Genomic DNA, 20,949 nt, shown 5'->3' with positions numbered 1-20,949 from the left:
GATCAATAAAATTAAACCGCTATTCCTGATTTTTAACATTTATTTTTAATTTATATCTCACTGTTGGATGTTTAGCGCTTTTTGTGAAGCTGATCGGCAATCACATCACCGATTGACTCACCAGTCTATGGAATAACCCTTTGATATTCAATATGTTGTTTTTAATGTAATCGAAGGGTTGATTTTTGGTAACCCATAGTTAACAATTAATATAACTTCTGTTATTGTTTTCGGCAAATAAAAACTCTAAATCGTTTAAAAGTTTAAAAAGTAAATTTATCGCTTAAATAAGCAAAGAAAATGGTATATTTAAACCATGACATCGGACCACTTAATTAAGCGATAATTTGCGTCCGCTAAGAATTTTCAGACTTTTAAATTTTGGAGTTCATCGCAATGAATACTCTTACCCCGATTCTCACTCCCCTCACGCTTCCTGGCGGCGCTGTCCTTAAAAATCGATTAGTGATGGCACCGATGACCACCTGTACCGGTTTTTATGATGGCACTGTGACCAGCGAGCTGGTGGAATATTATCGTGCGCGCGCCGGCAGTATCGGCACCGTGATTGTCGAGTGCTGCTTTATTGATAACCGTGGTCCGGCGTTCCCCGGCGCGATTGCCATCGACAGTGACAACAAAATCCCCGGTCTGAAACGCATCGCTGACGCCATCAAAGCAGAAGGTTCAACTGCGATTCTGCAGATTTATCACGGTGGCCGCATGGTGGAACCGGAGTTGATCGGCGGTAAAACGCCGGTCGCCCCCAGCGCTATCGCGGCACCGCGTGAAGGCGCAACCAAACCACTGGCACTGAGTGCTGAAGAAGTCGACACCATGATCACCAAATTTGGTGATGCGGTGAACCGTGCAATCAAGGCGGGTTTTGACGGGGTGGAGATTCACGGTGCCAATACCTATCTGATCCAGCAGTTCTATTCGCCAAATTCTAACCAGCGCGATGACAAGTGGGGCGGCAGCCGCGATAACCGTGCGCGCTTTCCGCTGGAAGTGCTGGAAATCACCCACAAGATGGCGGAGCGTTTTGCGCATAACTCTTTCATCATTGGCTACCGCTTCTCGCCGGAAGAGATTGAAGTGCCCGGTATCCGCTTTGACGACACGCTCTATCTGCTGGAGAAACTGGCAGCGCGCGGGCTGGACTATGTCCACTTCTCGGTGGGTCAGCTGCTGCGTCCGTCGATTGTCGATACCCAGGACCCCACACCGCTGATCGAAAAATTTGTGGCGATGCGTTCGCCGGTGCTGGCGAAGGTGCCGGTGATTGGTGTTGGCGGGGTAGTGAATAAATCTGATGCCGAAATGGCGCTGGAAAAAGGCTACGACCTGGTGGCAATCGGTAAAGCCTGTATTGCCTATCCTGACTGGACCGACCGCATCATCAATAATGAGCATCTCGATCTCTATATCGACAGTAACAAACGCGAAGAGCTGCAGATACCGGAACCGCTTTGGCGTTTCTCGCTGGTTGACGCGATGATCCGCGACATGAGCGAGTCAGGCCGCAAATACAAAGCCGGTGTTTATCAGGAAAAAGTGGAAGCCGAAGCGCTGAAGCTCAAAATCAACGTGACGCTGGATACCGACCGTATTACCGATATTTCGCTGGTCCCGGATGACACGCTGGATGTGGACTTCACCACCACCTTTGAGAACCTGCGTAACCGCATTCTGGTCGCCAACAGCCCGCATGTTGATGCGATTACCGGCGCGACGACGCAAAGTGAAGCCCTGAAGAAAGCCGTATCGCGCGCCCTGACCCACTCCAGCAAAGCGCACGTCATCGAAGAGGGCGGTAACCCTAATGCACCACAGAATTATGATGTGGTGGTGGTCGGTAGTGGCGGTGCTGGCCTCGCAGCAGCCATTCAGGCACATGATGAAGGCGCGCGCGTGGTCATCATCGAGAAGATGCCGACCATTGGTGGGAACACCATTAAAGCGTCGGTCGGGATGAACGCCGCGGAAACCCGCTTCCAGAAACTGAAAGGCATCGAGGACAGTAAAGAGCTGTTCTACGAAGAGACGCTGAAAGGCGGCAAATTCAAAAACAATCCGGTGCTGCTGCGTGAGTTCGTTGAACTGGCACCAGAAGCGATTGAATGGCTGGCCGACCACGGCATTGAACTCAATGACATCACCATTACCGGCGGGATGAGCATTGACCGTACTCACCGTCCGGCAGATCGCTCCGCAGTCGGTGGATTCCTGATCAGCGGGCTGGTGAAAAATATCAACAGCCGTAACATTGAAGTGCTGCTGGAAACTTCAGTAGCAGAAATCCTGTATGAAAACGGGGCGGTCGCCGGGGTAAAAGTGGTTGATGAGTACAACGACAGCCGCATCCTGAATGCTAAAAGCGTGATTGTGGCGACCGGCGGCTTCAGTGCTAACCGTGAACTGGTCGTGAAATACCGCCCTGAACTGGATGGATTCGTCACCACCAACCATAAAGGCGCAACCGGTAGCGGTATCGCCATGCTGACTAAAATTGGTGCCGGCACGGTAGATATGGGCGAAATCCAGATTCACCCTACGGTAGAACAGACCACCTCTTATCTGGTTTCAGAATCAATTCGTGGCGGCGGTGCCATCCTGGTCAGCCAGGCGGGACAGCGGTTCTACAATGAAATGGAAACCCGTGACAAAGTCTCGGCTCAGATCATCGCGCTGCCAGAGAAAAGTGCCTGGATCGTGTTTGACGAGCAGGTTCGGATGAACAATAAAGCGGCCGATGAATATATTGCCAAAGGCTTCGTGGTGAGCGCACCGTCTGTGGGTGAACTGGCGGTGAAACTCAATATGGAACACCGCGCGCTGGAAGAGACGCTGGCCCGCTATAACGGCTTTGTTATCCAGCAGAAGGATGAAGACTTTGGCCGTCAGACCGCGCTGCGTCATCCTCTGAACGAAGGCCCGTTCTACGCCATCCGTGTTGCGCCGGGCGTTCACCACACCATGGGCGGTGTGACCATCGACACCACTACCGCGGTACTGGATAGTCAGCAGCAGGTGATTAACGGTGCCTGGGCCTGCGGTGAAGTGGTCGGAGGCATCCACGGCGCTAACCGCATCGGCGGTAATGCCGTCGCCGATATCATCATCTTTGGTATCCTGGCAGGCGGTAACGCGGCAGCCTACGCGAAACGTTAAACGCGCTTTCCGGCATCTGTGTCCTGCAGATGCCGGTTCTTCCTCTTCAAAGCAGAGTCGCCTATGTTAACTGATGCGCGTGTCTATGCTTACTCCGCGGTTCTGATGGGTTCGCCCATTCTGCTCAAACTGTTTGAACACAATGAACCGCTTGCCGGACAGGTTTTTCGCCTGATCAAACAGCAGGAGAATCTGTTTACCGTCAATCGTGCCGGTTCTGAAGTGATGGCAATTAACCAGGCGGCGGGTCAGCATCCGGTGGCGGTCAGTCGGGCGGTATTCGATCTGATTGCCTGCGCCCATGCGGTCAGCCTGCTGCCGGACAGCCGTTTCAATCTTGCGATTGGTCCGCTGGTGAAGCGCTGGAAAATAGGATTCCAGGGTCATAGCGTGCCGCCTGCGGAGGCATTGCAGGCCAGTCTGGCATTGACCAATCCGCATGACGTCATTCTTGATCCGGCGGCCCACAGCGTCATGCTGGCGAGAGCCGGGATGGAAATTGACCTTGGGGCGATTGCAAAAGGCTATATCGCCGATCGGGTTCAGGCGTTTCTGCGTCAGCAGGGGGTAAGCCGTGCGCTGATCAATCTCGGCGGTAACGTTCAGACGATCGGCTCGCCACCAGAAGAAGAGTCTGCGGGATGGGCAATTGGCCTGAAAAAACCGTTTGGGGCACCGGATGAACTGATCGGGGTGATTCACGTTGCTGATAAATCGGTGGTGACGTCCGGTATCTACGAACGCTATTTCGAGCAGGATGGCGTCTGCTACCACCATATTCTTGATGATCGCAGCGGTTATCCACTCAATAACGAACTACTGAGCGTGACGGTCATCTCTGACCGCTCAATCGATGGCGATATTTACACTACGCTGCTGTATGGCATGGGCGTGGAAAAGGGAATTGCCTGCCTCGCCGATCAGCCTGGTATCGAGGCGATATTTGTGACCCGCGACAAGCAGGTCATCAGCTCGTCACAACGTCACTTTTCCTTTCAGCTAGTCGATAATCATTATCGGCGGGCTTACTGACAATATTGCTTCAGCAGGGTGTGATATTCCGGCTGTAACCGATAACGATAAACTGGCCGACCGGTCACGCCGTAGTGAATGCTGGTAAACAGAATATTAATCTGCGCCAGCCAGATCAAGTACTTACGGCAGGAGACCCTTGAGATATTCACTTCTGTCGCCAGTTCATCGGTAGAGAATTCGGTGCCCGGATGCGCATCGATCCACAGGCAGAGCGTGCGTAGCGTCTGTGGCGTCAGACCTTTTGGCAGCCGTTTCTGTTCACTGGCCCCAGGGGGGTTACCGTGCAGCAGCTGATCCACATCCGACTGCTGATAAAACTGGTGATTATCCATCAGCGCTTTTTTTTGCCGCCAGCCGGTCAGCGCTTCTTCGAAGCGGGCAAACTGGAACGGTTTAATCAGATAGTCAACGACGCCATAGTTGAGCGACGTTTTTATGGTGGCCGCATCCGCCGCCGAGGAGATGATGATCACGTCGACAGGCCGCCCGGTGCTGCGCAGTTCCGGCAGCAGATCGAGACCGTTCTCCTGCTGCATATAGATGTCCAGCAGCACCAGATCAACCGGCGAATCAGCCTGTAACAACTGCTCTTTGGCCTGCTGTAACGTCGATGCGGTGCCGCAGCAGGTAAATCCGGCGATCTGAGCGATATAACAGCGATTCAGCTCGGCTACCATAGCATCATCATCGACAACTAAGACATTGATCATTCGACTTTTAATCCTCTCTCCCACGGGAGTTGTACTAAGAACTGGGTGAACACACCTGGCTCTGACTCAACGCTGACATTACCGCCCAGACTTTCGGTTTGCTGCCTGACCAGGAACAGTCCCACGCCGCGATCGTCGCCCTTTGACGAGACGCCACGTTCAAAGATGGCGGCGAGCTGCGACCCGTCAATGCCGGGCCCATCATCACTGACTTCACACGCCAGCCAGCCATTCTGATAATGCAGCATCAGGTGGATTTCACCTTCGGTTTCCGGGTCCAGCGCCTCAAGTGCGTTTTCAATTAAATTACCCAGCACGGTAATCAGCACGGCGCTCTGTTGTTCACTGCCGCAGTCGGGCAGAAAACTGGCCTCATCGATAATCAGCTGGTGCCCTTCATCGGTCACCCGACTGATTTTGCTTAACAGAAAGCCCGCAATTACCGGCGATTTGATCTTCTGTATCAACGAACCGATCTCGGTCTGGTAGTTGTTCGCCGTTTTCAGGATGTACTCTTCCATCTGCGCATAATTTTTCATGTGCAGCAGCCCCAGAATGACATGCAGCTTATTCATGAATTCATGGGAGCGTTCACGCAACGCATCGACATAGTTTACCATGCCGTCCAGACGCTGCATCAGCTGGCTGATTTCGGTTTTATCCCTGAAGGTGGTTACCGCGCCGATAATGCGTTCGCCGCTGCGTACCGGCACGGTATTGCTGATCAGAATACGGCCGCCGAGAGTCAGTTCCTGGTCATGCCAGGCTTTGCCCTGGTGCAGCGCATCCTGTTGATGACTGTGCATCACGCTCTCTTCCGGCAGGCGATCGCCACTGAGCATGGTTTTGCGGGTCGTTTCATGCAGTAGCTGTTGTGCGGCCTGATTAATCAGACTGACGCGTAACTGATCATCCACCGCAATCACTCCCTCTTTGATTGAGTTGAGGATGGCCTGACGCTGTTCAAACAGGCTGGAAATTTCATGCGGCTCCAGCCCCAGCAAAATGGTCTTGAGCCGCCGGACCAGAATATAAATGCCCAGCAAACCGACAATGCCACCAAATAAGACGGTCCAGACAATGTTCCAGCGGCTTTTTGCAATCTGCGCCGCCACATCATTGAGTGAAATACCGATGGCCACCACGCCAATCTGCTGATGACGGTCGTTGAAAACCGGGGTGAAAACCCGCAGGGCCTCAACCAGCACGCCATGATTAACTGCAACATTTTCCCGGCCAGCCAGGGCTGGATTAAGATCGTCGCCAATGAAATGTTTGCCAATCGCATCGGGGTTGGGATGCGAAAAGCGGATACCATTCATATCCGTGACCACCACGAACAGCAGGTCGTTACGTTTGCGCGCTGCTTCGGCAATCGGCTGGATCAGCGCCTGACCGTTCGGGTGGCCGAGTCCGCGCTGGATCTCGGGGCTGTCTGCCACGGTACGTGCTACCGCCATCGCTTTGTCTTTGAGATGCGACTGGGCGAAATTATCAATCTGAATGAAATAGAGCAGATGGACGCACAGCAGGACGGTAAAAATCACCGCTGTCATCATCAGCGTGGTCAGCGTGCTGAGTTTCATCGGACGTCTGTTAAGGGCGTATTGTTTTTGTGACTGGATTTTCATGAGCGTTCGGTACGGGTAAGGGTATCGCCTGGAAACATACGCTAAGACGCGACACCAGTACAGGATTAGCCGCGCGCGCAGCGGTAAAAACAGCGGCACAATATTTGCCTTAAGGGATTGAATAATTCAAAGCACACCCTTAATGTGTGGTTAAAATAAAGAGTAAATTAAGTATGCCTTTTGTAATTAAATTAAGGCAAAAATGCTATTTTTAATTTTATAACTATTTTCACATTAACTCATAAATAACATTATTTTAAACTTTGAGGACTTTCTTTAACCAGTGTTATTAAGTTAACAGTAGATTGCATAATGATTAGTTCAACCAAAGTTATTCCTGCCCTTTCCCTCGCGGCCTTGCTCGTTTCTTCAGCCCTTCACGCAGAAACTTCACCAGAGAAAACCGACGTACTGTTAATTGGCGGCGGCATCATGAGCGCATCCATGGGAACCATGCTGGAAGAGTTACAGCCAGGCTGGAAACAGATCATGGTTGAGAAACTGGACGGCGTGGCGCTGGAATCCTCGAACGGCTGGAACAATGCCGGTACCGGGCACTCGGCCAATATGGAGCTGAACTATACGCCACAGCGTAAAGATGGCTCGATTGACGTGACGAAAGCGCTGGAGATCAACGAAGCCTTCATGGTGTCGCGCCAGTTCTGGACCGCTCAGGTTAAAGAAGGCGTCCTGCACGACCCACGCAGTTTCATCAACTCAACGCCGCACATGAGCTTCGTCTGGGATGGCAACGTCGACTTCCTGACCAAACGCTACGCTGCACTGCAGAAAACGGCGCTTTTCCAGGGCATGAAGTTCTCCACCGATCACCAGCAGATCGCCCAATGGGCGCCACTGGTGATGGAAGGCCGTGATCCGCAGCAGAAAGTGGCTGCGACCTGGACACCGGTCGGCACCGACGTCAACTACGGTGAAATCACCCGTCAGCTGATCGGCAGCCTGAAGAAAAATGACAACTTCCGGCTGGAAACGTCTTCTGAAGTCACTGACTTCAAACGTAACGGCGACAACTCATGGCATGTGACAATTAAAGACGCCAAAAACGGCAATGAGCGTGCGGTTGACGCGAAATATGTCTTTATCGGTGCTGGCGGCGGCGCGCTGAAGTTACTGCAGAAAACCGGCATTCCGGAAGCTGAAAACTATGCAGGCTTCCCGGTAGGCGGATCGTTCCTGGTGACCGAAAACAGCGCAATTGCCGATCGTCATCTGGCCAAAGTGTACGGTCAGGCGTCCGTCGGTGCTCCACCGATGTCGGTTCCGCATCTGGATACCCGTTACCTCGATGGCAAGCGCGTGGTGCTGTTTGGGCCGTTCGCGACTTTCTCTACTAAGTTCCTGAAAAATGGTTCGCTGTTTGATCTGCTCAGCACCACCACCACCCACAACGTGATCCCGATGACGCACGTTGGGATGGATAACTTCGACCTGGTGAAATATCTGGTGGGTCAGGTGATGCTGACTGACGATGACCGCTTTGCTGCGCTGAAAGCGTACTATCCGGATGCGAAGAAAGAGGACTGGAAACTGATTCAGGCCGGTCAGCGCGTGCAGATCATCAAGAAAGATGAAGAGAAGGGCGGCGTGCTGAAACTGGGCACAGAAATCGTGACCGATCAGCAGAAAACCGTTGCTGCACTGCTGGGTGCATCGCCAGGCGCTTCCACTGCGGCCCCTATCGCATTAAACGTGATGCAGAAACTGTTCCCGGAAGAGTTTAAGTCAGCTGAATGGCAGGCGAAGATTCACAAAATGATCCCAGGTTACGGACAGAAACTCAACGACAACGTTCCGCTGCTGCAGCAGGTCTGGAATGACACCGCATCGACGCTGCAACTGACGACGCCGCCGGTGATCCATATGGATGGTAACGCGACCGCTGCGCCAGCAGCACCGGCTGAGAAACCGGCCGCATCACCTCAACACGATATGGCGCTGTAACAGCCGCTTAATCGTCAAAAAGCCCGCGCCGGTTAACCGGCGCGGGCTTTTTTGATTTACGTGTAGAGAGACGCGACCGAAAGGATGTTCACCTCTGAGGGATGTCAGGGCGAAAAGCGGCGATCCTTATGCGAAATTTTTTAAACTGCGCCGCTTTCAGAGATCATATTTTTAGCCAGCGCCAGCAGGAATGCGGTAACGGAAGTGGCATCCGTGATTTCACCTTCGCGTATCCACTGCGCAAAGAGACGCATTTTGATTTTTTTCACCGTCAGGCCGAACTCCTCTTCCTCCAGTTGCTGACCGGTAAATGTCAGCTGCGTTGCAAGGAAAATATGATAGCCCTGGGCGGAATAGCCCTGCGCGAGCTTCTGGTATCCGACATAGTCCATTTTTCCTGCGCTCAAGCCGGTTTCTTCTTTCAGCTCACCTCTGGCAATCTCTTCTGGTGCGGAATCCGGGGAACATTCCCAGCTTCCCTGCGGAAGTTCCGTGGTTCTCTGGCCCAGCGGGTAGCGGTATTGCTCAACAAGGTAGACTTCATCATTCTCAACCGGAATGATCACCACAAAATCATCTTTTTCAATGACGGAATAGATCCCCTCGCTGCCGTCAGCCCGCAATATCCGGTCTTCCTTCAGCGACATCCAGCGGTTACGGTAAACTTGCCTGGATGCCAGTGTTTTTATCTCCGCGCTCACTTCGATCTCCTCATTTCTCTATCGGGGACTCTGCCACAATCAGGTGAATGTCTTCACTGCTGAACCTTTTAGCGTCAGCGGACGCATCGCCCCTCGATGATAATGTCGTTGAGCACGCACAGGCTGCGCCCGATGCATGATACCAGACGTCAAAAAAGAGATGCTGGATAACGGCGGGGTGAGGGATACGGCAAGGTCTTTAAACCGGGCCTTCTCAGATTCAATCCTGCGCTGGCTGCAGAAAGCAACAACATGGCAGAGGAGATCCCGGCAGGCTGCGAGTGTGACCTGCCGCGGATCGGATTACGGTTTCAGCCAGCGCTGCATCGGTCACAGGACATGTGCATCCGTGGAAACCTCATTGCGGTTGACAGCCACCTTGCGGCGCAACGTTTACCCGATCAATGTTGCATTCCACGTTACTGACGTCCTGCGCAACAGCGATTTACTCCGGCTTATTGCCACGCCAGCCCGCCCAGGGATTCTCTTCAGCCGCAGGTGCTGTATCAGTTTTCTCATCCAGCGACGCCAGATAGAGTGCTTCGACTTCGGCCCGCGCCCACGGCGTGCGCCGCAAAAACTTCAGGCTCGATTTCACGCTGGGATCGCTTTTAAAACAGTTAATGTTGATGCGTTTACTCAGTTCAGACCAGCCATATTGTGCGACCAGATGGTTTACCTGCATTTCGAGCGTGACGCCGTGCAGAGGATCTTTTGAGGTATGTGCGTTCATGGTTTATCCACCCGGTTCAGTTAATTGCGCACATCCTGACGATCGTCGCGCCGGAGTGCAAGTCTCCCAGGCGAAAAAGCGGATTCACCGCCAGCCGTCTCACCTTTTGTGTGGCTGAGATAACGCGCACCACACAAGCCCGGGCAATTTATCACCGATTATGCTAATCATAAGCGATTGATGCGACGACAAAAAGGATCACCTGCCATGTCCGACTCTGCTGATAAGCTGCTCAGTTCCACCCGCCGTAAACGTGCCTTACTGGCCGGTTCGGTGGGCAATTTCATTGAATGGTATGAGTTTGCCGTCTATGGCTTTCTCGCCACCCTGATTGCGCAGAACTTTTTCCAGCTTGAGGGAGAGTCTGCGCTGACCGGGATTCTGCTGACTTATGCCTCGTTCGCCATTGCCTTCTTTTTTCGCCCGCTTGGGGCGATCATTTTTGGCCGGATGGGTGACCGTATCGGACGTAAGCCGACGCTGATTTTTGTACTGATCATGATGACGCTGGCGACCACCGCCATCGGGCTGGTACCGACCTACGCCACACTGGGGGTGCTGGCTCCGCTGATTATTACTGCGCTGCGTATTTTGCAGGGGCTGTTCGCGGGCGGCGAATATGGCGGAGCGGTCTCGTTGATGACCGAATTTGCGCCACGCGGTAAGCGCGGATTGTTTGGTGCCTGGCAGTCGTTTACCGTGGCGCTGGGGCTGCTGGCGGGTGCAGGCATTGTAGCGCTGCTCTCACTGTTGTTAACCCCTGAGCAGATGCTGGCATGGGGCTGGCGTGTCCCGTTCTTTCTCGCGCTGCCATTGGGTGTGCTGGCGCTCTGGCTGCGGGTACAAATGGAAGAGACGCCGGCGTTTATCCGCCAGCAGTCAGAACCTGCGTCTGAAAGAGTGACTGCCAGCGTCGGTGCGACGCTGAAAACCATTTTGCTCGGCATCTGCCGGCTGATGGTCTGGTCGGCCGCCGGCTATACCTATCTGGTAATTATGCCGACCTACCTGCAGGCGTCGCTGCATACCGGTTTTAATCAGGCGTTGCTGATTGCGGTGATCTCGAATCTCGGCTTTGCCGCGACCATCATTCCGGCCGGCATGCTGAGCGATAAGATTGGCCGTCGCGCGGTGATGGTGACCGCGGCGGTGCTGCTGTTGCTGCTGGCGCTGCCGCTGCTCAACGTGCTGCAGGCGGAAAGCAGTGGGCTGTGGCTGAAGGCGCTGGTGGTGTTTGTTGCTGGCGGGATTGTAGGGCTGCTGGCGGGGCCGGGGCCGGCGATGCTGGCGGAGATGTTTCCAACGCGGGTGCGCTATACCGGGCTGGGGCTGGCCTATTCACTCTCGAATGCCGTCTTTTCCGGCTGTGCCGGATTGATTATTACCGGGCTGATTAAACAGACCGGCAATCTGGATATTCCCGCCTGGTACGTGATGATTACCGCGCTGATCAGTATTGTGGCGCTGATGACCCTGAACAAGGATGACCATCTGCGGCTGCTGGATGAGCCGCCGTCGCGCTGAACCGGCGGTTGCAGGCATAAAAAAAGGCTCCCGGGGGAGCCTTTTTAACAAACGATCACTTACACCAGTTGCTGCGCGGTGGTTTCCACCAGGGTCAGCAGGATCTGAATGTCTTCCAGCGTAACGGTCGGATTCAGCAGCGTCATTTTCAGGCAGGTGACGCCGTCGAATTCGGTGACGCCGACGTTAGCGCGACCTGACTCCAGCAATGCATCGCCAATACGCTGATTCAGCAGCGCGATATCCGCATCGCTGAGGTGCGCCAGATGTGCCGGACGATAGCGGAACAGCACGCTTGCCAGTTGCGGCTTCATCACCAGCTCCAGTGCAGGCTGTTGTTCAACATAGTGAGCAACCTGCTGCGCCAGCGTCACACCGTGATCGATGATCGCGGCATACTGTTTCTGACCCAGTGCTTCAAGGCCCATCCACAGTTTCAGCGCATCAAAACGACGGGTGGTCTGCAGCGACTTCGACACCAGATTCGGCACGCCCTGCGCTTCATCAAACTCAGAGTTCAGGTAGGCCGCCTGGTAACGCATCAGCTCATAGTGACGCGCTTCTTTCAGCAGGAAGGCACCACAGCTGATAGTCTGGAAGAACTGCTTGTGGAAGTCGAGCGTGATGGAGTCCACCAGTTCAATTCCATCCAGATAGTCGCGGTACTGCTCAGACAGCAGCAGCGCGCCACCCCAGGCGGCATCGACGTGAACCCAGATCTGCTGTTCCGCCGCCAGCGTCGCGATCTCGCGCAGCGGGTCGATAGCACCGGCATCGGTGGTGCCTGCGGTCGCGACAATCGCCAGCACCTGCTCGCCATTGGCCTGCGCCTGGGCCAGCTTGTGACGTAAATCGTCCAGATCCATGCGGGCGAAGCGGTCCGTTTTGACCAGTGTCACTGACTGATAGCCAAGGCCCAGCAGCGCCATGTTTTTCTGTACGGAGAAGTGGGCGTTTTCCGAACAGAAGACTTTGATCTTCTTCAGATCGCCGGTCAGACCATCCTGCTGCACAGAATGACCCTGACGGGCAAACCAGGCATCACGCGCCAGCATCAGACCCATCAGATTGCTCTGGGTGCCGCCACTGGTGAATACGCCAGCATCGCCCGGCTGATAACCCACCTGAGTACGCAGCCATTCGATCAGCTTCATCTCGATGATGGTGGCGGAAGGGGCCTGGTCCCACGAATCCATGCTCTGGTTAGTGGCGTTGATCAGGACTTCGGCCGCCTGGCTGATCACCAGACTTGGGCAGTGCAGGTGCGCAACACACTGCGGGTGATGCACTGACAGGCTGTCTTTCAGAAAGTATTCGATGGCGCGTTCAATCGCGGCCTGGTTGCCCAGGCCCTGAGGATTGAAGTCCAGCGTGATACGTTCACGCAGCTCAGCGACGGTTTTGCCCTGATACATCTCAGGTTGTTCCAGCCACTTAACGACCGCCGCACTACTCTGGGCAATCGCCTGCTGGTAGGCCTCGGTACTCTGCGCTGAGGCCGCCAGAATCGGGTTTAACCGGGACATTGCATTCACTCCACTCAAACGGGTTTCACGCCAGCTGACAGCAGGGCGTTTTCAAATTTATCCATAAACACGTCGAGTTCTGCATTGGTGATCAGCAGTGACGGCAGCAGACGCAGCACGCTACCGTGACGACCGCCACGCTCCAGAATCAGGCCGTTTTCAAAACATTTTTTCTGAACCAGCGCCGAGAGCTCACCATCTGCCGGGAAGCTGCCCATGTGGTCGGCGGCTTCGTCAGGTTTCACCATCTCGATACCGATCATCAGGCCCAGGCCACGCACGTTACCGATGACCGGATAACGCTGTTGCAGTTCGCCCAGTTTACCTTTCAGCCACTCGCCCTGTGCCGCGACTTTGTCAGCAATGTTATGGTCTTTCAGCAGCTTCAGGGTGGTGAGGCCGGTTGCCATCGCCAGCTGGTTACCGCGGAACGTACCGGTATGATGGCCCGGAGACCAGGCATCGAACTCTTTCTTAATGCCGAGTACCGCCAGTGGCAGACCGCCGCCAACCGCTTTTGACATCACAATGATGTCCGGTTCAATACCCGCGTGTTCAAAGGCGAAGAACTTACCGGTACGGGCAAAACCTGCCTGCACTTCATCAAGGATCAGCAGAATGCCATGTTCCTGGGTGACTTTACGGATGCGCTGCAGCCATTCCGCCGGTGCCGGGTTCACGCCGCCTTCGCCCTGAACCGCTTCGAGGATCACAGCGGCAGGTTTGCGCACGCCGCTCTCAACATCGTTGATCAGGTTTTCGAAGTAGTAAGTCAGCGCTTTGACACCCGCTTCACCGCCAATTCCCAGCGGGCAGCGATAAAGGTGCGGATATGGCATGAACTGCACTTCCGGCATCATGCCGTCGACCGCTTCTTTGGGTGACAGGTTACCGGTTACCGACAGCGCGCCGTGGGTCATACCGTGATAACCACCAGAGAAGCTGATCACGCCGGAACGGCCGGTGTGCTTTTTCGCCAGCTTCAGTGCGGCTTCTACCGCATCTGCGCCGGATGGACCGGTAAACTGCAGGCAATACTCTTTGCCCTGGCCCGGCAGTAAAGAGAGCAGGTATTCAGAAAATTCATCTTTTAACGGCGTAGTCAGATCGAGCGTATGTAACGGCAAGCCGCTGGTAATGACATTTTGAATACTTTGCAGAACGTCTGGATGGTTATGGCCCAAAGCCAGCGTTCCGGCACCGGCAAGACAATCAAGATACTGATTATTCTCGACGTCGGTGATCCAGACACCTTGCGCTTTCGCAATCGCGAACGGCAATTTACGTGGGTAACTTCGAACGTTTGATTCAAATTCAGCCTGACGGGCTAAATAGGTTTCATTGTTTCCGTTTAAGGTCTGTGCATTCAAACTATCAATACGGACTTTATCCGTCATCATATCTCTCCTACAACCGGGACGGGTGTAACGTCGCAGTTGAATAAATGAATTAAAAAAGTAATGGTCCTCGATAAAACGCGGCCAATATATTGGTTTTTCAGGTCCGACTCAATGATTAATTTTATCAAAAGTTTACGGATTATTTGCTTTGTTTATCAAGAAGTTGGTGGCTTTGTGACCATTTTTATCGGCGCGATTCTTTACCGACGTTTTTAATAAAGCACGTAAAAACACGTGTTTACCCAGGCTGACAGGCATTAAACGGGTGTTAACCAGTTGTGTAAAAAGCTGTTTCGGCGAGAAAACGCTGTCAGAAAAAGCGCCGCTAAAAAAAGAAAAGCCTGCATTGTTGTCGCTTTGTCAGGCTGTTTAAATAATCGCAGCCAGCCATTCAGTTCGTTAAAGTATTAAACCTTTTATTAACATTTAATTAAAAATGACCCGCTTTGCTGGCGTTAATCGCAACGGTTAAAAAGGTGTTATCCGCGCATTTGCCCGACAAAATGATTCAAATCATCCAGCGCCTCACTGGCTTTGGCTGCGGAAGGATTGATAGTCAGCAGATCGGCATAGCCATTGAGCATGGCGCTTAGCTGGCGTGCAGTACGTGCCACATCGGTTACGCGCAGCGTACCGTTTTCGACCTCAGCACCGATGATATTCTCCATCAACCCCTGCCATTTTGCCGTCATCTCTTCCGCCAGCGCCGCGTAAGCCGGATTATGACTCGCCAGTTGCCAGAACGAAGCGTAAAGCTGCCAGACCGCGTCGGGCGAGCTGGGCAGATAGCTTTCAAACAACAGCCCGAGGCGTTGCTGCGGCGGGACGGCTGCCAGCGTCGCGGAAAAATGCTCAAATTCGTTATGCATGAAACGTTCAAGCGCCGCCAGACAAAGCGTTTGCCAGTTGCTGAAATAGTGATAGATGTGGCTGCGTGAAATCCCCACGGATTCGGTTAACTCCCGGGTGGTCACTTTCCCGATGCCTTTCTCAATAAATAACGCGACTGCACCCTCAAGGATTTTAATTCTTAGCGCTTCCGCCGACTGTTTCATCATCGCTCTCTCGTTGACTTTGAGCAGGTGCTCAAATAGACTGCTTTTCGCTCTTGAGCAACCGCTCAAGGCTTATCTTAACAGTAAATAATTCTATGTATTCCCCAAACAACCTTTTGCCGGTACCCGCCGCGCGCAGCGCTATTCTGACACTAAAAAGGCTCGGACGCCGACACAGCCGAAAACTCTTGCTCACGCTGCTGCTGGTGGTGGCTGAAAATGTAATGTACCTGCTGTATCCGCTACTGGCTGGCTTTGCTATCAATGCCATTGTCACCGGCCAGGCGTGGCATGCGCTGCTCTATGCGGTGATGGTGTTTATCATGTGGGCGCTCGGCGCCGCACGGCGCAGCGTGGATACCCGCACCTTTGCCCGTATTTACGCCGAACTGGCGGTGCCGGTGATTGTGGCGCAGCGACAGGAGCAACATAATGCGTCGACTATTGCGGCGCGCGTCGCGCTATCACGCGAATTTGTCGACTTCTTTGAGAAGCATTTACCGGTATTGATCACCTCGCTGGCGTCGATGAGCGGGGCGGCGGTGATGCTGCTGGTGATTGAGTTCTGGACGGGCGCGGGCTGCCTGGCGATCCTGCTATTCTTCGCCTGCTTTCTGCCCGGCTTCACCCGTAAAAATGACGCGTTATTTGGTCGGCTGAATAACCGGCTGGAAAAAGAGGTACAGCTTGTCGGCGATGCCAGCCCTTCGGCGCTTGGGCGTCACTATCAGGTGCTGGCCAGCCTGCGTATTCGCTTATCCGATCGGGAAGCGTTGGGTTATCTGGCGATAGGCAGCGTCGCGGCGCTGCTGTTTGGCGTGACCATTTTTGCCCTGTCCGGTCGCGGCAATATTCAGGCCGGGCACCTCTATTCAGTGATGACCTATATGTGGATGTTTGCCATGAGCCTGGATGATGGTCCGCAACTGCTGGAGAAATATTCGCAGCTGCGGGACATTGGCCGTCGGGTCAATACCGGCGAGCTATAAGCCGCGGGGGAAAAGCCTCGCGGTGAATGGTTACATTTACTGACTCAATCCTTACCCGGCCTGCCAGCCAGCGTGGCGTCGGGTCTGATACCGCTGAGAGGCGGTGCGAAGCGGGAGAGGGCTAACCAGGAGAAGCGGTGCAGCTCATTGACACATATACTTTCTGCGACTGTTTTCACGCGCTGTTCAGGGAGTTCATATGATCACGCTACATCACGCCATCAAAATCACCGCTGCACGCAGCCAGATCTATGCCGCTTTAACGGATATCACCCAACTCGCCAGCTGGCATCTGGGTGTGATTGAAGGAACGATTGCACCGGGCGAGATTCTGACTCTGCGACCTAATCCGCACGCCCATATCAGCTGGCGAACCGAAAAACTGGTACCGGATGAGGAACTGGTGCAGGTCTCGGTTGACGAGCCGGATAGCCCGGCGGGAAAAACCCTGCGTATTACCCTGGCCGATTTCGGACCCGATCAAACCATTGTGGCGCTCAGTCATGGCGGCTGGTCCGATGGCGATCCGCATCTGCCGTTCTGCAATACCCGCTGGGGTGAGGTGTTACAGCATCTGAAAAGCTGGGTGGAAGCCCGGGAAGGAGAGAATCATGTCGCAAAAACGTCCGACCTCTTATCATGAGGTAAAACCCGGCGACCCTCATCCTCAAGGCTGGCAGGTGCCACCGGTTAACGATTTACGCTCGGCGATAGCGTTACTGCAAACGTTACCGGGTCACTATATTGAAACTGACCGTGAAGTCGACCCCATTGCCGAGCTGGCGGGCGTTTACCGCTACATTGGTGCGGGTGGGACGGTCATGCGACCCACCCGGATCGGTCCAGCCATGATCTTTAATACCATCAAAGGCTTTCCTGATGCGCGGGTGCTGGTGGGATTAATGGCCAGCCGGGAACGGGTCAGTCTTCTGCTGGGCGCGCCGGTGCAGGAGTTGGGGATTCAGATGGCGCAGGCGCGACGCAACGTGACACCGCCGGTGGAGGTCAGGCAGCAGGATGCGCCCTGCCAGCAGGTGGTCTACCGCGCCGACGATCATGACTTCGATCTGCGGAAAATTCTGCCCGCGCCGACCAATACTACGCAAGATGCCGGTCCTTACTTCTGCCTCGGGCTGGTGCTGGGTAGCGATCCGGAAGACCTTAATAATACGGATGTGACAATTCACCGTCTCTGCGTGCAGGGTAAGGATGAGATGTCGATCTTTTTCGCACCAGGTCGCCACATTGATGCGTTCAGGCGCAAAGCCGAAGCGGCGGGCAAACCGTTGCCGGTATCAATTAATATGGGACTGGACCCGGCCATTACGATTGGTGCAGAGTTCGAAGCGCCAGCCACGCCGTTTGGCTTCAATGAGCTCTGTGTCGCGGGCGGGCTGCGGGGCCAGCCGGTGGAACTGGTGGAGTGTCTGACGATCAATCAGCGCGCTATCGCCCGGGCGGAGATTGTGATCGAGGGCGAGATTCTGCCTGACATCCGGGTTGCGGAAGATCAGCACACTCACACGGGCAAAGCGATGCCGGAATTTCCGGGCTACACCGGCGAGGCCAATCCTTCCCTGCCGGTAATCAAGGTAAAAGCCATTACTACCCGCCGTCAGCCGATTTTACAGACGCTGGTCGGACCGGGCGAAGAACATGTCAGCCTGGCGGGGATTCCTACCGAGGCCAGTATCTATCTTCAGTGTGAGGATGCGCTGCCCGGACTGGTGAAAAATGTCTATGCCCACAGTGCCGGTGGCGGCAAGTTTCTGGTGGTGCTGCAGGTGGCGAAACGCGATGCCGGTGATGACGGCATGACCCGTCAGGCGGCGCTGATTGCGCTGGCGGTTTATCGCGAACTGAAGAATGTCATTCTGGTGGATGAGGATGTCGATCTGTTTGATACCGATGACGTAATGTGGGCGATGCAAACCCGCTTTGTTGGCGATCTCGATACGGTATTCGTTCCCGGCGTGGCCGGTCACGTGCTCGATCCTTCACAGCAGTCTTTTTACGATCCGCGTATCAGTGACAAAGGCACCACCACCAAGACCATTTTTGACTGCACCGTGCCATTTAAACTCAAACCGCATTTCGTGCGTGCGCAGTTCGCCGGGGTCGATCCCAGCCTGTGGGCGCCTTCACTGTTCCCGCGTTAAGGTTTCGCGTGTTGTAACTTACCGCAATCGGGCTGCGGGTCAGCCGCAGTAGAGTTTTTCAACATCCCCTGTTCCACTTAGCTTCGCCTGCTCAGCGATGGCAGCCGGAAATCGCCATTTCGCAGCAGCAGGCAAATCAATGTGAGCTGCACTGCACCGCCGGGCATCACCAGCCCGGCGCGGCAGGCAGCAGAGCGCTAATCGCATGTCGTGTCTGCATTGCTGTTGACTGGTCACGGCGTTTCCCTGATCTGAATCCCGATGGCAACATTGCCGCTGCTAAAAGTGTCAACCAGATCTCATCGCTCAGCCAGATTTTTAACTGGCCGGGCAGGGGGAGAGCCGGACGAGTGGCGGATAAAGTGTGTTCTGTGTCACATTATCGGGTTGCTAACCCTGTGCTTCCTTTCTATAGTCTGCCCGCATTTGCAGGGTGTCAGGGTGACCATTGCCCGGCTCTGCGGTTCCGTTATCTGTTCAATCCATTGGGAAATTATGTTGTTAAAAAATAATCGGGAAACCGACGCTGCCGGCTTTGCCCGCTGGGCGTTACTGGCGCTGGCGCTGGGCGGATTCGGCATCGGCACCGGCGAGTTCATCATGATGGGCCTGCTGCCCGATGTCTCACGATCGCTTGCGATTACGGAACCCCAGGCGGGGAACGCCATTGCCAGCTATGCGCTCGGCGTGGTGATGGGTGCGCCGGTTATCGCCGTGCTTGCTGCGCGGATGGCGCGTAAGTCGCTGTTGCTGATCCTGATGGCGCTGTTCAGCATTGGCAATGTCGCCAGCGCCATGGCTGATAGCTATCACGGGCTGATTGTGGCGCGCTTCCTGACCGGACTGCCACACGGGGCCTATTTTGGCGTGGCCTCACTGGTGGCCGCCTCGCTGGTGCCGATTGAAAGACGCGGCAGGGCGCTGGCCTCACTGATGCTGGGGCTGACGGTGGCAACCCTGGTCGGTGTACCGCTGGGCGCCTGGATAGGGCAGATGTTCAGCTGGCATGTGGTCTTCACCTTTGTCGGTGCCATTGGCGTGCTGACCTGTCTGCTGATTGTCCGCTATGTGCCTTACACGCCCGGTGATGCCGATGCGCATCCGTTACGAGAACTGGGTGCGCTGAAAAACGCGCAGGTCTTGCTGACGCTGCTGGTGGGTGCGGTAGGTTTCGGTGGCATGTTTGCCATCTTCAGTTACATCGCACCGACGCTGATGAACATTGCCGGCATGTCAGCGTCGCTGATTCCGTGGGCGATGGTGGCGTTTGGTCTGGGAATGATTATCGGTAACCTGGTGGGCGGGCGACTGGCTGACGGTCGGGTGCTGAATATTATTGGCTGGACATTGTTATGGAATGTCATCGTGATGGCGGTGTTTCCGCTGCTGGTGCAACATGTGGCAACCGGTCTGCTGGCGACATTCCTGATCGGCACCTGTTCTGTCATGTTGCCGTCGCTGCAGATCCGCCTGATGGATGTCGCTAATGACTCACAAACGCTGGCGGCTGCGATGAACCACTCAGCACTGAACATTGCCAACGCAATGGGGGCGTATCTGGGTGGCCTGACGGTGTCGCTGGGCTTTGGCTGGATCTCCACCGCCTGGGTCGGTGTGGCGCTGGGGATGGCCGGTTTGCTGGTCTTCACCGTTACCGCTCGTCACGCTGCGCAACAGCAGCCTCAACCGGCATAATTACCCGAATCGATAGCGCAACGATATGACAGATTATCGTTGCGCTTTATCTGAACCTGTCCGGCATAAATATTCCCTGGTATTATCCTGCGCCGGGTTATTTATTTTATCCTGACATCTTCTTATTTCTGCGCCAGGCGAAGCGCGAAATTTCCCGAAAGCAGAAAAGGCCGCTGCGATTAAAAGCGCTCCGGACGTCTGGATGTTAAAACTAAATTAAAATAGTGTTTGATAAAAGCAGTGATGCGTGGCTTAATAGCGTCATCGGTTTGGAACACAGACCTTATGAAAGCAGTTTTAGTAAAGCAGTCCTCAGTGCAAGCGATATCAAACGATACCCCTTCTTCGTGAGTCTCCTCCTAAGTGCCTAGTAAGTATCCCTCTGAAAGACAGGCCATCTTCGCCACTTAGTGGCTCATAAATTAAGGAAGTATCGATGTCTAATAAAATGACTGGTTTAGTAAAATGGTTTGACGCTGGTAAAGGTTTTGGTTTTATTTCTCCTCAGGATGGTAGCAAAGATGTATTCGTACATTTCTCTGCTATTCAGGGTAACGATTATAAAACTCTGGATGAAGGTCAGCAGGTCGAATTCACTATTGAAAACGGCGCTAAAGGCCCATCAGCAGCTAACGTCAGCCCGCTGTAAATTTTA

Annotated in this window: 16 protein-coding genes; 9 read left to right on the top strand and 7 right to left on the bottom strand. The window is 54.3% G+C overall.

All coding sequences use genetic code 11. From position 1 onward, the window contains the following. Window positions 1-396: 396 nt before the first annotated feature. Both ACLIBF_RS21950 and ACLIBF_RS21945 read left to right on the top strand, forming a co-directional pair. Entirely contained in the window at window positions 397-3,174 is a 2,778-nt protein-coding gene (locus tag ACLIBF_RS21950) for a flavocytochrome c (protein ID WP_448310657.1), read from the top strand. 63 nt (window positions 3,175-3,237) lie between these two features. Continuing rightward, on the top strand, window positions 3,238-4,206 hold the full coding sequence (locus ACLIBF_RS21945; protein ID WP_448310656.1) for an FAD:protein FMN transferase: 969 nt from the start codon (window positions 3,238-3,240) through the stop codon (window positions 4,204-4,206). Here the strand turns inward: ACLIBF_RS21945 and dcuR are convergent. Together dcuR and ACLIBF_RS21935 are read right to left on the bottom strand one after the other, a co-directional pair. Next, the gene (gene dcuR, locus ACLIBF_RS21940) at window positions 4,200-4,919 is read right to left on the bottom strand and encodes a two-component system response regulator DcuR (protein WP_448310655.1); all 720 of its coding nucleotides are present in this window, start codon (window positions 4,917-4,919) and stop codon (window positions 4,200-4,202) included. The genes ACLIBF_RS21945 and dcuR overlap by 7 nt on opposite strands. After that, on the bottom strand, window positions 4,916-6,550 hold the full coding sequence (locus tag ACLIBF_RS21935; protein WP_448310654.1) for a sensor histidine kinase: 1,635 nt from the start codon (window positions 6,548-6,550) through the stop codon (window positions 4,916-4,918). Before ACLIBF_RS21935 ends, dcuR begins: the two co-directional genes overlap by 4 nt. A gap of 312 nt (window positions 6,551-6,862) precedes the next feature. Between ACLIBF_RS21935 and mqo the strand changes: the two genes are divergently transcribed. Continuing rightward, window positions 6,863-8,512 carry a malate dehydrogenase (quinone) gene (gene mqo / locus ACLIBF_RS21930; protein WP_448310653.1) on the top strand — a complete coding sequence of 550 codons (1,650 nt, stop codon included), beginning with the start codon at window positions 6,863-6,865 and terminating at the stop codon, window positions 8,510-8,512. 140 nt (window positions 8,513-8,652) lie between these two features. Here mqo and ACLIBF_RS21925 read toward each other — a convergent pair whose 3' ends face one another. Together ACLIBF_RS21925 and ACLIBF_RS21920 are read right to left on the bottom strand one after the other, a co-directional pair. Then, window positions 8,653-9,213 (bottom strand): NUDIX domain-containing protein, encoded by a 561-nt coding sequence (locus tag ACLIBF_RS21925; RefSeq protein ID WP_448310652.1) that lies wholly within the window; start codon window positions 9,211-9,213, stop codon window positions 8,653-8,655. Between the two features lie 445 nt (window positions 9,214-9,658). Continuing rightward, on the bottom strand, window positions 9,659-9,946 hold the full coding sequence (locus ACLIBF_RS21920; protein ID WP_448310651.1) for a VF530 family protein: 288 nt from the start codon (window positions 9,944-9,946) through the stop codon (window positions 9,659-9,661). A gap of 207 nt (window positions 9,947-10,153) precedes the next feature. Between ACLIBF_RS21920 and ACLIBF_RS21915 the strand changes: the two genes are divergently transcribed. Then, complete coding sequence (locus ACLIBF_RS21915; RefSeq protein WP_448310650.1) at window positions 10,154-11,470, top strand: MFS transporter; 1,317 nt, start codon at window positions 10,154-10,156, stop codon at window positions 11,468-11,470. 59 nt (window positions 11,471-11,529) lie between these two features. On the opposite strand, the gene ACLIBF_RS21910 is transcribed toward ACLIBF_RS21915, so the two are convergent. The 3 genes from ACLIBF_RS21910 to ACLIBF_RS21900 all read right to left on the bottom strand — a co-directional run bounded on the left by ACLIBF_RS21910 (window position 11,530) and on the right by ACLIBF_RS21900 (window position 15,451). Continuing rightward, complete coding sequence (locus tag ACLIBF_RS21910; protein ID WP_448310649.1) at window positions 11,530-12,996, bottom strand: pyridoxal phosphate-dependent decarboxylase family protein; 1,467 nt, start codon at window positions 12,994-12,996, stop codon at window positions 11,530-11,532. Between the two features lie 14 nt (window positions 12,997-13,010). After that, on the bottom strand, window positions 13,011-14,393 hold the full coding sequence (locus ACLIBF_RS21905) for a diaminobutyrate--2-oxoglutarate transaminase (RefSeq protein WP_448310724.1): 1,383 nt from the start codon (window positions 14,391-14,393) through the stop codon (window positions 13,011-13,013). Window positions 14,394-14,875: 482 nt separating this feature from the next. After that, on the bottom strand, window positions 14,876-15,451 hold the full coding sequence (locus tag ACLIBF_RS21900) for a TetR/AcrR family transcriptional regulator (RefSeq protein ID WP_448310723.1): 576 nt from the start codon (window positions 15,449-15,451) through the stop codon (window positions 14,876-14,878). A 95-nt stretch (window positions 15,452-15,546) separates the two neighbouring features. On the opposite strand from ACLIBF_RS21900, the gene ACLIBF_RS21895 reads away from it, so the two are divergent. The 5 genes from ACLIBF_RS21895 (at window position 15,547) to cspE (ending at window position 20,943) form a co-directional block, all read left to right on the top strand. Beyond that, entirely contained in the window at window positions 15,547-16,440 is an 894-nt protein-coding gene (locus ACLIBF_RS21895) for an ABC transporter six-transmembrane domain-containing protein (RefSeq protein WP_448310648.1), read from the top strand. A gap of 199 nt (window positions 16,441-16,639) precedes the next feature. Then, window positions 16,640-17,083, top strand: a complete 444-nt coding sequence (locus tag ACLIBF_RS21890; protein WP_448310647.1) for an SRPBCC family protein — start codon at window positions 16,640-16,642, stop codon at window positions 17,081-17,083. After that, window positions 17,052-18,599 carry a UbiD family decarboxylase gene (locus ACLIBF_RS21885; protein ID WP_448310646.1) on the top strand — a complete coding sequence of 516 codons (1,548 nt, stop codon included), beginning with the start codon at window positions 17,052-17,054 and terminating at the stop codon, window positions 18,597-18,599. The genes ACLIBF_RS21890 and ACLIBF_RS21885 overlap by 32 nt, the downstream gene beginning before the upstream one ends. A gap of 495 nt (window positions 18,600-19,094) precedes the next feature. Beyond that, window positions 19,095-20,294 carry an MFS transporter gene (locus tag ACLIBF_RS21880; protein ID WP_448310645.1) on the top strand — a complete coding sequence of 400 codons (1,200 nt, stop codon included), beginning with the start codon at window positions 19,095-19,097 and terminating at the stop codon, window positions 20,292-20,294. Between the two features lie 436 nt (window positions 20,295-20,730). After that, the gene (gene cspE, locus ACLIBF_RS21875; RefSeq protein ID WP_031374430.1) at window positions 20,731-20,943 is read left to right on the top strand and encodes a transcription antiterminator/RNA stability regulator CspE; all 213 of its coding nucleotides are present in this window, start codon (window positions 20,731-20,733) and stop codon (window positions 20,941-20,943) included. Window positions 20,944-20,949 lie beyond the last annotated feature (6 nt).

Source organism: Pantoea sp. PGP6, assembly GCF_053474785.1.
The sequence above is the reverse complement of the archived record's forward strand: the minus strand, read 5'-3'. Positions and strand labels throughout refer to the sequence as shown.

Excerpts from the sequence above, each read along its gene's own strand:
- ACLIBF_RS21880 (WP_448310645.1), top strand. The coding sequence starts at position 19,095 with ATGTTGTTAAAAAATAATCGGGAAACCGACGCTGCCGGCTTTGCCCGC.
- ACLIBF_RS21905 (WP_448310724.1), bottom strand. The coding sequence starts at position 14,393 with ATGACGGATAAAGTCCGTATTGATAGTTTGAATGCACAGACCTTAAAC.
- ACLIBF_RS21935 (WP_448310654.1), bottom strand. The coding sequence starts at position 6,550 with ATGAAAATCCAGTCACAAAAACAATACGCCCTTAACAGACGTCCGATG.
- cspE (WP_031374430.1), top strand. The coding sequence starts at position 20,731 with ATGTCTAATAAAATGACTGGTTTAGTAAAATGGTTTGACGCTGGTAAA.
- ACLIBF_RS21885 (WP_448310646.1), top strand. The coding sequence starts at position 17,052 with ATGTCGCAAAAACGTCCGACCTCTTATCATGAGGTAAAACCCGGCGAC.
- ACLIBF_RS21915 (WP_448310650.1), top strand. The coding sequence starts at position 10,154 with ATGTCCGACTCTGCTGATAAGCTGCTCAGTTCCACCCGCCGTAAACGT.
- ACLIBF_RS21950 (WP_448310657.1), top strand. The coding sequence starts at position 397 with ATGAATACTCTTACCCCGATTCTCACTCCCCTCACGCTTCCTGGCGGC.
- ACLIBF_RS21945 (WP_448310656.1), top strand. The coding sequence starts at position 3,238 with ATGTTAACTGATGCGCGTGTCTATGCTTACTCCGCGGTTCTGATGGGT.
- ACLIBF_RS21920 (WP_448310651.1), bottom strand. The coding sequence starts at position 9,946 with ATGAACGCACATACCTCAAAAGATCCTCTGCACGGCGTCACGCTCGAA.
- dcuR (WP_448310655.1), bottom strand. The coding sequence starts at position 4,919 with ATGATCAATGTCTTAGTTGTCGATGATGATGCTATGGTAGCCGAGCTG.
- ACLIBF_RS21890 (WP_448310647.1), top strand. The coding sequence starts at position 16,640 with ATGATCACGCTACATCACGCCATCAAAATCACCGCTGCACGCAGCCAG.
- mqo (WP_448310653.1), top strand. The coding sequence starts at position 6,863 with ATGATTAGTTCAACCAAAGTTATTCCTGCCCTTTCCCTCGCGGCCTTG.
- ACLIBF_RS21910 (WP_448310649.1), bottom strand. The coding sequence starts at position 12,996 with ATGTCCCGGTTAAACCCGATTCTGGCGGCCTCAGCGCAGAGTACCGAG.
- ACLIBF_RS21895 (WP_448310648.1), top strand. The coding sequence starts at position 15,547 with ATGTATTCCCCAAACAACCTTTTGCCGGTACCCGCCGCGCGCAGCGCT.
- ACLIBF_RS21900 (WP_448310723.1), bottom strand. The coding sequence starts at position 15,451 with ATGAAACAGTCGGCGGAAGCGCTAAGAATTAAAATCCTTGAGGGTGCA.